The 12,658-nt window shown below is 67.1% G+C and carries 11 protein-coding genes; 1 reads left to right on the top strand and 10 read right to left on the bottom strand.

Annotated features, from left to right (window positions below; all coding sequences use genetic code 11):
• Window positions 1-11 precede the first annotated feature (11 nt).
• From IC40_RS0109850 to IC40_RS0109840, 3 genes are all read right to left on the bottom strand, one after another.
• Window positions 12-446, bottom strand: a complete 435-nt coding sequence (locus IC40_RS0109850) for an OsmC family peroxiredoxin (RefSeq protein WP_030134543.1) — start codon at window positions 444-446, stop codon at window positions 12-14.
• A gap of 1 nt (window position 447) precedes the next feature.
• On the bottom strand, window positions 448-1,044 hold the full coding sequence (locus IC40_RS0109845; protein WP_030134542.1) for a cob(I)yrinic acid a,c-diamide adenosyltransferase: 597 nt from the start codon (window positions 1,042-1,044) through the stop codon (window positions 448-450).
• Window positions 1,045-1,114: 70 nt separating this feature from the next.
• Window positions 1,115-1,828: an MIP/aquaporin family protein gene (locus IC40_RS0109840; protein ID WP_019512329.1), complete on the bottom strand. Its 714-nt coding sequence runs from the start codon at window positions 1,826-1,828 to the stop codon at window positions 1,115-1,117.
• A 262-nt stretch (window positions 1,829-2,090) separates the two neighbouring features.
• Here IC40_RS0109840 and IC40_RS0109835 point away from each other — a divergent pair, with 262 nt between their 5' ends.
• Complete coding sequence (locus tag IC40_RS0109835; protein WP_030134541.1) at window positions 2,091-2,489, top strand: GlcG/HbpS family heme-binding protein; 399 nt, start codon at window positions 2,091-2,093, stop codon at window positions 2,487-2,489.
• A 78-nt stretch (window positions 2,490-2,567) separates the two neighbouring features.
• Here the strand turns inward: IC40_RS0109835 and glpK are convergent, their stop codons facing one another.
• The 7 genes from glpK to eccCb all read right to left on the bottom strand — a co-directional run bounded on the left by glpK (window position 2,568) and on the right by eccCb (window position 12,572).
• Window positions 2,568-4,085 (bottom strand): glycerol kinase GlpK, encoded by a 1,518-nt coding sequence (gene glpK, locus IC40_RS0109830; protein ID WP_030134540.1) that lies wholly within the window; start codon window positions 4,083-4,085, stop codon window positions 2,568-2,570.
• A gap of 128 nt (window positions 4,086-4,213) precedes the next feature.
• Complete coding sequence (gene exaC / locus IC40_RS0109825; protein ID WP_030134539.1) at window positions 4,214-5,737, bottom strand: acetaldehyde dehydrogenase ExaC; 1,524 nt, start codon at window positions 5,735-5,737, stop codon at window positions 4,214-4,216.
• A gap of 100 nt (window positions 5,738-5,837) precedes the next feature.
• Window positions 5,838-7,115 carry a helix-turn-helix domain-containing protein gene (locus IC40_RS0109820; protein WP_030134538.1) on the bottom strand — a complete coding sequence of 426 codons (1,278 nt, stop codon included), beginning with the start codon at window positions 7,113-7,115 and terminating at the stop codon, window positions 5,838-5,840.
• Window positions 7,116-7,252: 137 nt separating this feature from the next.
• Window positions 7,253-7,546, bottom strand: coding sequence for a WXG100 family type VII secretion target (locus tag IC40_RS0109815; RefSeq protein WP_030134537.1), 294 nt, complete (start codon window positions 7,544-7,546; stop codon window positions 7,253-7,255).
• Between the two features lie 10 nt (window positions 7,547-7,556).
• Window positions 7,557-7,865 (bottom strand): WXG100 family type VII secretion target, encoded by a 309-nt coding sequence (locus IC40_RS0109810; RefSeq protein ID WP_030134536.1) that lies wholly within the window; start codon window positions 7,863-7,865, stop codon window positions 7,557-7,559.
• 70 nt (window positions 7,866-7,935) lie between these two features.
• Entirely contained in the window at window positions 7,936-9,051 is a 1,116-nt protein-coding gene (locus tag IC40_RS0109805) for a type VII secretion-associated protein (RefSeq protein WP_030134535.1), read from the bottom strand.
• Window positions 9,048-12,572, bottom strand: a complete 3,525-nt coding sequence (gene eccCb, locus IC40_RS0109800; protein WP_030134534.1) for a type VII secretion protein EccCb — start codon at window positions 12,570-12,572, stop codon at window positions 9,048-9,050. The genes IC40_RS0109805 and eccCb overlap by 4 nt, the downstream gene beginning before the upstream one ends.
• Window positions 12,573-12,658: the final 86 nt, after the last annotated feature.

The raw sequence follows: 12,658 nt of genomic DNA, 5'->3' as shown, positions 1-12,658 counted from the left end.
GCTCCCGCGGTTCAGTTCTGGAGGGCGGCGTCCACGGTCTTGGGCACCGTGGCCAGTGCGCGGCCGACCGGGCAGACCTGGGCCGCCTGTTGTGCGAGTTCGACGAATTCTTCTGCGCTGCGGCCGATACCGCGGCCGCGTACCGTCAGCGCCACGTCGGCGATGCCGAAGTCGACCTCCGGACCGCCCTGGGTCACCACCACCTCGACGTGCAGGCCGACCGGGTCATCGGGGCCCGCGTCGAGCAACGCGGTCAACTGCATGGCGTAACAGGACGCGTATGCCGCGGCCAACAATTCCTCGGGCGAGGTCATCGTGGCGGCGTCGGCGGCCCGGGCCGGCAGCGAGTAGGGAAATTGCCCCTGCCCGGAGGTGGCCAGCTCGATCGTGCCGGAACCGGTCACCAATGCGCCGTTCCACTCCGCGATCGCCTGTCGTGCGCTCATGTCATCTCTCCTCGTCACGCGGAACCGACGCGGCACGCTCGCCGCCGGGCTGCCAGAGCACATCGCCCCCGGGATTCTCCACGCGGGCCAGGATGAACAGCAGATCGGACAGCCGGTTCAGGTACCGCAGGGCCGCATCGTTGACCTCTGCCTCCCCTGCCAACATCCAGGCGCTGCGTTCGGCGCGGCGGGCGACCGTGCGAGCGTGATGCAGATGGGCCGAGGCCGTGCTGCCACCAGGCAGGATGAAGCTGCTCAGCTTGGCCAGGCCCGCGTTGAACTCGTCGCACCAGGATTCCAGCTGCGACACCTGTTCGTCGGTGACCCGCAGCGGAGGATACTCCGGGTCCGGCGTGATCGGGGTGCACAGATCCGCGCCCACATCGAACAGATCGTTCTGGATGTGCTGCAGCACCGCCCGGGTGGCCGGACCCACACCGCCGGCGGCGATGGCCATTCCGATCACCGCGTTGGTCTCGTCGCAGTCGGCGTAGGCGCCGACCCGGACATCTGCCTTCGCGACCCGCGACATATCCCCCAGCGCGGTCGTCCCGGCATCACCGGTCCTGGTGTAGATCCTGGTCAAATGCACTGCCATGGTGTGTACCCCGCACTCACTTGGTTCAGACTGTGTCAGGTCAGACTGTGCCGGTTCAGACTGTGCCGGTTCAGACGATGGCCAGGGCGAGGCCTGCGGCCAGGCCTGCACCGATCAGCGGTGCGACCACCGGCACCCAGGCGTAATCCCAGCCGGCATCGGACTTGCCCTTGATCGGCAGGATGGCGTAGGCGATGCGCGGACCGAGGTCACGGGCGGGGTTGATCGCGTAACCGGTCGGCCCACCGAGCCCGAATCCGATCGCCATGACCACGAACGTGACCGCCGCATAACCCAATCCGCTGTTGACATCCGCGGGATTGGTCAACACCCAGAAGATCAGCACGAAGGTCGCGATGACCTCGGTGACGATGTTCCACGGGATGTTGCGGACCGCCGGATATGTGCAGAAGATTCCGCGGGTGCCGCTGTTGTCATCGTTGTTGTCGTACTGCAGCTTGAACACCGCCCAGCCCAGTACCGCGCCGACGAAGCCGCCGGCGAGCTGTGCGGCCCAGTAGACCGGCACGCTCGACCACGGCACGTCGCCGGATATCGCCACTGCCAGTGTCACCGCCGGGTTGATGTGCCCACCCGCCGGGCTGGCGATACTGGCTCCGGTGAACACCCCGAAGCCCCAACCCAATACGATGACCAGCCAGTCTCCCCCGCCGCCGTGCGAGTAGGAATTCTTCAGGACGACGGCGGCAACCGAACCGTTACCGATGAGGCACAGCACCGCCGTGCCGAGGAACTCCCAAATGAAGATGTCGATATTGGACACTGACAGCAATCCTCCTGACGGGCCCCGATCGCGATGACGATTCAAGGGAAAAGTATTCGCGCCCGCGCCGCCGATGTGATGATTCACCCGAGCTACCAACCGATTTACTGTCCGCCATACTGAACTTTCGATTAGGACCGGTCATCGGCCGGTGGCGAACCTGTCCCCCACCGCCGGCCGCGCTCTAGAATCGTCAGTGCCATCAATCCTGCCTGATGCTGCCCGATTTGCCTGCAGCCGAACCTGTTCCGAAAGGCCCTAGATGACCTCGCTACCCCTACAGAAAGCGCAGGCGGTCCTGGAGGCCGCCATTGCCAAGGCCCACGAGATCGGCCAACCGATGAACATCGCCGTCGTCGACGACGGCGGGCATCTGATCGCGTTCGCCAGGATGGACGGCGCCATCAAGGCGAGCATCGACATCTCGACCCGCAAGGCACGGACGTCGATCCTGATGAACGCTCCGACCAGCGCCCTGATGCCGCTGGCCCAGCCCGGCGCCGAACTCTACGGCCTTGAGCAGACCAGCGGCGGACTGGTCATCTTCGGCGGGGGCATCCCGCTGGTCGTCGACGACGTGGTGGTCGGCGCGATCGGGGTGAGTGCCGGCAGTGTCGAACAGGACGTCACGGTGGCCGAGGCCGGCGTCGCCGCGCTCTGAGTCTCAACACATTTCAGCCCTGCGGATCGCCGGATCCGCAGGGCTGAAATGTCTTCGCCTGACTACCGTTTCGGCAGGCTAGGAGACGTCGACCCAGTCGAGCGTGCGCTTGACGGCCTTCTGCCAGCCCGCGTATCCGTCATCGCGCTGCTGCTCGGACCATTGCGGGCTCCAGCGCTGCCCCTCCTGCCAGTTCGCGCGCAGGTCATCAGGGTTGTCCCAGAACCCGACCGCCAACCCCGCGGCATACGCGGCACCCAGCGCGGTGGTCTCGGCGACGACCGGCTTGACCACGTCGACACCGAGGACATCGGCCTGGATCTGCATGCACAGCGAATTCGCGGTGATACCGCCGTCGACCTTCAAGACATCGAGGTGTACACCGGAATCGGCTTCCATTGCGTCGATCACATCGCGACTCTGGTAACAGATCGCCTCCAGGGTCGCCCTGGCCAGGTGAGCGTTGGTGTTGAAGCGGCTGAGTCCCACCACCGCGCCGCGCGCGTCCGAACGCCAGTACGGGGCGAACAGGCCGGAGAACGCCGGAACGAAGTAGACCCCGCCGTTGTCCTCCACCTGCCGGGCCAGTGATTCGCTCTGCGCCGCACCGCTGATGATGCCGAGTTGGTCGCGCAACCACTGCACGGCCGAACCGGTCACCGCGATCGAACCTTCCAGTGCGTACACCGGTTTCGCGTCGCCGAACTGGTAACACACCGTGGTCAGCAGCCCGTTCTCGGATCGGACGATCTTCTCACCGGTATTGAGCAGCAGGAAGTTACCTGTGCCGTAGGTGTTCTTGGCCTCGCCGGCCTTCAGACACACCTGCCCGACCATGGCCGCCTGCTGGTCGCCGAGGATGCCGGTGACCGGTACCTCGCCGCCCATCGGACCGGTGGCCAGCGTCATCCCGTAGGGCTCCGGTGATGACGACGGCCGGATCTGGGGCAGCATCTGGCGCGGAATCCCGAAGAAGGACAACAATTCGTCGTCCCAGTCCAAGGTCTCCAGGTTCATCAGCATGGTGCGACTGGCGTTGGTGACGTCGGTGACGTGCACACCACCGCGGGGGCCGCCGGTCAGGTTCCACACCACCCAGCTGTCGCTGTTGCCGAAGATCGCATCGCCGCTTTCGGCGGCCTCCCGTACCCCTTCGACGTTTTCGATGATCCATTGGATCTTGCCGCCGGAGAAGTAGGTCGCCGGCGGCAGGCCGGCCTTCTGCCGGATCACGTCGCCGCGGCCGTCGCGATCGAGTGCGGTGGCGATGCGGTCGGTGCGGGTGTCCTGCCAGACGATGGCGTTGTAGTACGGGCGCCCGGTGTGTCGGTTCCACACCAGCGTGGTTTCACGTTGGTTCGTGATGCCCAGTGCCGCAATATCTTCGGCTTGCAGGTTGGTCTTGTTGAGCGCCGAGGTCAGCACCGATGCGGTGCGCTCCCAGATCTCCACCGGGTTGTGCTCGACCCAGCCCGCCTGCGGCATGATTTGTTCGTGCTCGAGTTGGTGGCGTCCCACCTCAGCTCCGTCGTGATCGAAGATCATCGCACGGGTGCTGGTGGTGCCTTGGTCGATGGCCGCGACGAATTTGGGCAACGCTGCTCCTGACGCCGAGATGGGTTCTTTTGCAGTTGAGGGTGGTGCAGCCGCGGACGTGAGCTTGAGCCGGAGATCGGGGGGAGTTTCGAACCCAAGCTCACGCCCGCGGAGATCGTGGGTGCAGTTTAGAAGAAGCCCTGCGCCTTGCTGCTGTAAGACACCAGCAGGTTCTTGGTCTGCTGGTAATGATCGAGCATCATCAGGTGGTTCTCACGTCCGATGCCGGACTGCTTGTAACCGCCGAACGCCGCATGTGCCGGGTACTGGTGGTAGCAGTTGGTCCACACCCGGCCTGCCTTGATATCCCGGCCGGCGCGGTAGGCGGTGTTACCGTCGCGGCTCCACACTCCGGCGCCGAGGCCGTAGAGGGTGTCGTTGGCCAGATCGATGGCATCGTCGTAGTCCTTGAACGAGGTCACCGCGACAACGGGTCCGAAGATCTCCTCCTGGAAGATCCGCATCTTGTTGTGACCGGTGAAGATCGTCGGGGCGACGTAGTAACCGCCGTTGAGGTCACCGCCCAGATCTGCCCGCTCGCCGCCGGTGATCACCTGTGCGCCTTCGCTCTTGCCGATTTCGATGTAGGACAGGATCTTCTCCAGCTGGTCGTTGGAGGCCTGCGCACCGATCATCGTTTCGGTGTCCAGCGGGTCGCCCTGGCGCACCGCCTTGGTGCGGATGGCGGCCATCGCCAGGAACTCGTCGAAGATGTCGGCCTGGACCAGGCTGCGCGACGGGCAGGTGCACACCTCGCCCTGGTTGAGGGCGAACATCGTGAAGCCCTCCAGCGCCTTGTCCTGGTAGTCGTCGTTGGCGGCGAGGACATCGTTGAAGAAGATGTTGGGGCTCTTTCCGCCCAACTCCAGGGTGACCGGGATGAGGTTCTGGCTGGCGTACTGCATGATCAGCCGGCCGGTGGTGGTCTCACCGGTGAAGGCGATCTTGGCGATCCGGTTGGACGAGGCCAGCGGTTTACCAGCCTCGACACCGAAACCGTTGACCACGTTGAGCACACCGGCGGGCAGCAGGTCACCGATGATCGACATCAGGTAGAGCACCGAGACCGGGGTCTGCTCGGCGGGCTTGAGCACGATGGCGTTGCCCGCGGCCAGCGCGGGTGCCAGCTTCCAGACCGCCATCAGGATGGGGAAGTTCCAAGGGATGATCTGTCCGACGACGCCGAGCGGCTCGTGGAAGTGGTAGGCCACCGTGTCGTTGTCGATCTCCGACAGCGAGCCCTCCTGCGCCCGGATGGCACCGGCGTAGTAGCGGAAGTGGTCGACGGCCAGCGGGATATCGGCGTTGAGCGTCTCGCGGATCGGCTTGCCGTTGTCCCACGATTCGGCCAGCGCGATCGATTCGAGGTTCTCCTCGATCCGGTCGGCGATCTTGTTGAGGATGATCGCGCGCTCGGCGGCGGTGCTCTTACCCCAGGCCGGCGCGGCGGCGTGCGCGGCGTCGAGAGCCTTCTCGATATCGGACTCGTCGGAGCGGGCGACCTCGCAGAACACCTCACCGGTGACGGGAGTGCGGTTCTCGAAGTAGCGGCCCGCGTTCGGGGCCACCCACTGGCCGCCGATGTAGTTGTCATAGCGGGCGTCGAACGACATCAGGGCGCCCTCTGCGCCCGGACGTGCGTAAACAGTCATGGCATTCTCCTGCGTTCGGACACTTTCGAGTGTGTCGGTCGTCACTCAACCTAGGGGTTGCAACGTTGCATGACGGTTGCAATTGGCAACGCAGTTTTACTCAGCCGAGTTCGGCGTCGAGTCCGATCAGATGTGCCCGGGCGCGAGCCCGTTCGACGGGGTCGACGGCACCGTGCTCGGCGAGCAACTGCCAGCCCCGTCGGTCGTCCCGACCGTCCGGAAGACCGAGCCAATGCCGCAACAGCGCGAGGTTTCCGCGGGCGGATTCGGCGAGCACCGCACCGCGCAGGCTGGTGGTCAATTCGGTGCGCAACCGTGCGATGGCCGGTGACACCGACTGCGGCAGCAGTGAACCGGCATATGCCGACAGCGCACCCGCGACATCCCCGGCCTCCAGGGCATCGAGCACATCACCCATGTCACTGGCCACCGGCCCGACCAGTCGGTACGGGCGCGATGCGATGTGGTCACCGCCGATGACCCGGCGCAGCCGCGACATCTCGGCACGGATGGTGACGACGTCGAGATCCTTGTCATCGAGCAGCATCGCCAGGTGATCGGCGCTCAATCCCTCCGGATGACGGATCAGCAGCACCAGGATGTCGGCATGGCGACCGGTGAGCACGACGGGGCCGGCGGAACCGGCCTGCCAGCGCGGTCGTTCGGCACCGAGCACCGACAACATCGACCCCTCCCTGGCGCCGTCGTCGGGACCGGACAGTCGCAGCAGGGCCAGTTGGTTCTCGACGGCAACCGCGGTGGCCCGGACCAGCGCCAGCGTCTGCGGTGTGGCGACCGACAGATCGCCGGTCAGGTCGATCGCTCCGAGCAGCGCACCGCTGCGCGGATCGTGAACCGGTACGGCGGTACAACTCCACGGATGCACGATCCGGGAGAAGTGCTCGGTACCGCAGATCTGTAGTTCGCGGTCCAGCGCCAGGGCGGTTCCCGGCGCATTCGTCCCGGCGGCGTGCTCGCTCCAGTCGGTACCCGGCACGAAGTTCATCGCCTCGGCCTTGCGGATGGCCCGGCTGTCACCCTCGACCCACAACAGGGTGCCGTCGGCGGCGGTGATGGCCACCACGACACCCGCGTCGACGGCATCCTCGACCAGCAGCCGCCGGATCAGCGGCAGGGTCGGCGCCAGCGGATGGGATCTACGCAGATCCTCGAGGGCCTTGGCCGCCTCGGTGGCCCGCCCGCCGGTATCCGGGTCCACCCCGGTCGCCAGACTGCGCTGCCAGCTCTCGGCGACGATCCGGCGCAGCGGAGCCGCGTCGAGATAGGCCGCGTCGACCTGACCTGCGACGAAAAGGTCGTGGACGGCACGCACCTTCGCCGGCTGCACTCGGCTGCCGGACGTCCTTGCTACCACCATGCTCACACTCCCCGCGGTGCGCCGATCGCCGGACGCACCGCACTCTGCAGCCAGGATAGTGGACCGCGTCACAGTGCAGCGGTGTTCGTCGACTCCGGGCGTCGCAATCGTGTCCGGCACGGCCTCGGCCGGCCCGGTCAGCCCCAGGCGCCGGCGGCCCGCCGGTCGGTGGCCGAGACCTCGTCGGCGCCGTCGCGGACCGCGTTGCCGAGCCGGAGCAGGATGTCGTTGAGCGCGGCCGCGGACTGGTTCCACCGAACCTGCTCGGCCCGATAGGCCTCGGCGGCCTGGGCGGTCCAGGTGTGCTGAAGCGGGGCAATCTGCGCGCGCAGCTCCTCCAGGGCGGCATTGAGCCGGGCCGAGACGGTGTGGATCTCCCGCCGCACGGTGTGCTCGATCTCGTCGAAGTTGTAGGTCAGGATCATGTCCATGGCTTGTCCTTCACAGCTGGTTGGCGACGGCGGCGAGCTGATGTGAGTGGCTTTCGGCGGCCTCCCGCAGGGTCTGTTCGTTCAGGCGGATGGTCTCGGCGATCCGTCCCAGGGCGGCATGCAGCGCGATCGATTCGGTATTCCAGCGGTCCACCACCTCGCGGAAGCGCACCGCCGCCGCACCGCCCCACACCGAGGCCGGCACGCTGCACATCCGTCCGATGAACGAGCCGAGCATCGCCCGGATCTCATCGTTGCGGGCGTCGATCTGACCTGAGACCGCATGCATGAGGTCCAGGTCGGTGGTCAGAGCGGGCATTCGGGTGTCCTCCTCGGTAAGTGCCATCAGGTGTCAGACGTGCTCTATCTGTCTTGGACGCAGCTGACGGTCATCCGGTTCCACTCTTTTTCGGATTTCGGTCGGTCGACGCCGCATGCGCCGAGCGCATCGCCAGGTCGCACTGGCTGCGGATCGGCTCGGGGTGTTGGCAACCGATGGCGATCCGCACCGGTCCGTCGGTGAACACCACCCACTCGATCGTCCGGCCGGGTCGATTCTCGGTATAGCTGATGACATCGCGTTCCGCGCGCCGGTCATGCTGCCGAAAGTCGGTGAAAACCCCGTCGGGTTGCACCGCCAGCGCCGCAGCCAGCACGCCGGCCGCGTCCGGACCGGCCGGTGACTGGGTGAGCAGGATCGCCGCATCGGGATGCTCTGCCGAGATCGACTGCAGCCGAGGCGAACCCGGACCATCGACGAGGCGACTACGCTCCCATCCGGCGGGCAGCAGCAGCGCCACCCGGCCCTCGACCACCAGCTCGTCCTGCGCCGGAGGTGGGCGGTCCACCCGCCAGCTCATCCACATCACGCACACCGCCACCACCGCGACACCGACCAGGGCCGGTGACATGCGCACCCGTCGGGGCCGGGCCGCTCCGATGGTCTCCCGCACCAACACGTGGTCATCGACGATGACGGCATCGCGGCCACCGGCCAGTACGTCGCCGGCGATGGTCTCGGCCAGTCGTCGGGCACCGGAGACCCCGATCGGTGCGTCGAGCAGAACCGACGCTCCCACCGTGATGTGTGCCGCGACCTCCGCGGCGACGGTGTCTCCGACCCGCGGCACCGAGGCCGCCACCCGATCGCCGACCCGGACGAGGACGAACTCCTCGGCGATCTCGACGATGACATCCACCACCCTGCGATGCGCGGTATGGCGTTGCCGGACAACGGGTTCACCACCGATGGCACGACGGATCCGGTCGATTCGCCGCGGATGCCACCATCCTGGACAGATGAGCAGTACCGGACCCGTCCGTTCGGCATCGACCCGCAGAACGGTGCGCCACAGGTCGTCGACATCGACCGGCCTGTCATCGACGATGGTGTATCGATCATCGATCGCTGCACACGCCGCCGTTGCCAGATCGATGGACACCGGCACCGATCCGTGCACAGATCCGTGCACAGTGGCCGGGCCGACCACCAGGACGACCGTCACGGCGGATCGGTCCAGGCGATCTGGACGCGTTCGACGGCGGTCCCGCGCAGCACCAGCGTCGCCCGCCCCGGCGGCAACACCACGGGTCGGACGGTGCCGAGCAACGGGGCCTCCTCGGTGGCGCTGCTCATCACCAACCCCGTGCTACCGAGCTCGCGCATCATCGCGGGCACCGGATCGTAGAGTGCGCGCGCCGCTCCCCCGGCGCGGCGCGCGATGACCAGGTGCAGCCCGATATCCCTGGCATAGGGCAGGAATTCCAGCAGCTGGTTCAACGGGTCGGTGCCGGTGGCCAGCAGATCGTGGTCGTCGACGATGACGTAGACCTCCGGTCCGGACCACCAGGACCGGTCCCGCAGCTCCTGTTGAGAAACCGAGGCCCCGGGCAGTCGTTCGCGCAGCATGTCGACCAGCCCCCGGAGCTGGTCGCCGAGAATGGCCGCAGATATCGCGTATCCACCGAGATGAGCACCATCGACGACTCCGAGCAGGGTTCGCCGGACGTCGGCGAGATAGAGCTGCACCTCGCCGGGCCCACACGCCTTCGTCAATTGCGTACACAGGGTCCGCAGCAGCGCGGTTTTCCCACAACCGCTGTCGCCCAGCACCATCAGATGTGCCGGATCGGTGAAATCGACGGTTGCCGCACCGAGTTCGGATTCACCGACACCGATGACGACATGTGTCCGCGGGCGCACCGACCGGGGTAGCCGTTCCCGGTCCAGGCGCGCCGGGAGCAACCGCACCGGGGGTGCCGCAGGACCGGGGTGCCGGGCCAGGACGGAGCGGACGGAGCCGGCGACGTCGACTGCGTCCAGGTACGGCAACGCCAAGGCGGCCAGATTCCCGTCACGGGTGAGCACGGTTCCCGGCGGGCTGCCTGCCAATTGCCGGGCCGCCGTCCGATGGATCTCGGACTCCCCCGGCTCACCGAGGCGCAGTTCCACCCGGCTGCCGAGCTGGTCCTTGAGTGCCGGTCGAAGCTCGGCCCACCGCGCCGCCGAGATCACGACGTGCACACCGTGAGCCAGACCATGCGCCGCGATATCGGTGACCGCGTCCTGGGCGGCGCCCCCATCCTGGCGCAGGGCCGCCCAGCCGTCGATGACAAGGAAGACCTCGCCGTAGCCGTCTGCTCGCGCAGGCTGGGCCGCGCGCCGCCGGATCAGCGCCTGGACCATCGAGATGGTGCGACCGACGAGCTCTGGCTCATCACGTCCGGCAAGCACCCCGACATGAGGGAGCTCACGCAGCCGCGCCAGGGCGCCCCCGCCGAAATCCAGGCAATAGAACTGGATGTCACCGGGGCCGTGCCGCAGCGCGAGGGCCAGCAGCAGGGTGCACAACGCGGTGGACTTACCCGACCGGGTCGCCCCCACCACCGCCACATGCCCACCGGCGCCGGTCAGATCGACAGTGAGTGGGTCCCGACGCTGTTCGAACGCGTTGTCCACCAGACCGATCGGCACCGTCAGCGTCGGCCACTCATTTTCGGCCAGCAGTTCGGTCAGCGTCGGCGGCGCGCACAACGGCGGCAACCAGATACGGTGCGCGGGGCGTCCACGACCGGCCAGCCGATCCAGCACGGTTTCGAGAATGGTGGGTACCTGCAGCGGGCTGCCGGCCGACGGCGGGGCGGGTGGACGGTCCGCGGTGAACAACGCCACGCCGACCGGCTCCTCGGCAATTTGTCGTGTCGGCCCGGAGACATAGGTGGTTCGCAGTCTCACCAAATCGCCGTCGACGGTCTTGAGGTAGGCAGATCCCGGCTCGGCGGACAATTCGTAGGCGTCGGGAACTCCGATGACAGAACGAGAATCACTGGTGGAGAACGTCTTGAGACACACCCGATAGGAAAGGTGGGTCTCAAGACCGCGCAGCCTGCCCTCATCGAGGCGCTGACTCGCCAGCAGCAGGTGCACCCCCAACGAACGGCCGAGCCTGCCGACGGCAAGGAACACCTCGGCGAACTCGGGATGTTGGGTGAGCAGTTCGGAGAACTCGTCGATCACCAGGAACAGCACCGGGAGCACGACCAGCTCGCGGCCGGCCTCGCGCGCACGGCGGTACTCGGCGATGCTGCCGGTACCGCTCGCGCGCAGCAGTTGTTGTCGGCGCTGCATCTCTCCGGTCAGTGCGGCCTGCATCCGGCTGACCAGATGCGACTCTTCGGCGAGATTGGTGATCACCGCGGCGACATGAGACAACCGCTCGAATCCGAGAAACGTCGCCCCGCCCTTGAAGTCGATCAGCGCCAAGTTCAGTTCGTCGGAAGTGTGCGTCGCGGCCAACCCGAGGATGAGGGTCCGCAGGAACTCGGACTTGCCCGACCCGGTGGCGCCGACACACAGGCCGTGTGGGCCCATCCCACCCTCGGCCGCCTCCTTGATGTCCAGATATACCGGCGCACCGCGGTTTCGAGGCCCGTCGCCGGTTCCGATCGGCACGCGGAGTGGGATCCGATCCGGCGAGGGGTCGGACGGACCGCCCATTCCCACCAATTCTGCCCAGCCGGGTACCGGCGCGCCCGAACACACCGCGCCGGGGCGCCACCGCGCCAGCCGGCGCGCGCACAGCTGCGCCAGCTCGGCTGACAATGCGTCAGAGCCAGGCCCTGATTCGATCCGCCGGTCACCCCGCCCGCCGAGTTCCAACACGATCTCGGCCGTCCCCGCCGGGACCGGTTTGCCGTCGTCGACGATCAGCACCGTGCGCGCCGTGCTCGACGCAGTCGAGTGGTGCGGCAACCATTTCAGCCAATCCCAGCACCGGTCACCGTCCCGGGCCCGCGCCACGATCCGGATATCGGCCGGACTGTGCCATACCGCAAGTTGACAGACGATGGCCCGCGCCAGATCACGGGCGCCGGCCGGGATACCACCGATACCGAGGTGGCCGGACAGCTCGGTGACCACCGGCAGTCCCGGCACGATTGCGTGCGCTGCCAGCAGCGCATCCAGGGCGGTCTGGGTGACCGGGTCGGTCTCACCGACCGGCGAACCGTCCTCGACGATCAGCGGTGTCGCCAGGACCGCCGGGCCGATGCCGACTCGCACCTGGCAGAAATCCGGGTCGCTCGCACGACGCTCCCACATTCGCGCGGTACCGACGACGGTCCACAGCGCGGCGGGATCCGGGTGTGTCCAATACAGGTTGGCGCGTTGATGACCGGCGGTGGCCGCCGCGTCCCCGGCCACCTCGTCCAGGTAGCGCAGGTAGTCACGACGTACCGCATCGAGTTCGGTGCTGCGTCCACGCATACCGTGGGTCGCCGTCGCGAGCACGGAGACGAGCATCATCACGGGCAGCACCAGGTACATGGGGCTGCGCGCGGTGGGTAGCCGGTCGCCGGACAGATAGAGAATCACCATGCCGCCGGCCGCCACGAGCATCACGACGGGTAACAACCGCACCAGCGGATTGACCGGCGGCACGGCGGGCACCTCCGGTGGTGTGTGCACCCGGACCGCACCCGAGGGCACCGGCGGCGGCGGTGCACGGTGGTCGCTGACGAACTCCATGCCACCACTGACGCAGCCCGACGGTGTCCGGTTCCACCGGAATTCTGGTGCGCGGCGATGGCCTGCGCTCCGATTACGGTGGGAAT

Origin of the sequence: Mycolicibacterium neoaurum ATCC 25795, from assembly GCF_000691525.1 — a bacterium.
GTDB lineage: Bacteria > Actinomycetota > Actinomycetes > Mycobacteriales > Mycobacteriaceae > Mycobacterium > Mycobacterium neoaurum.
This window is presented reverse-complemented; position numbering and strand designations above follow the sequence as displayed.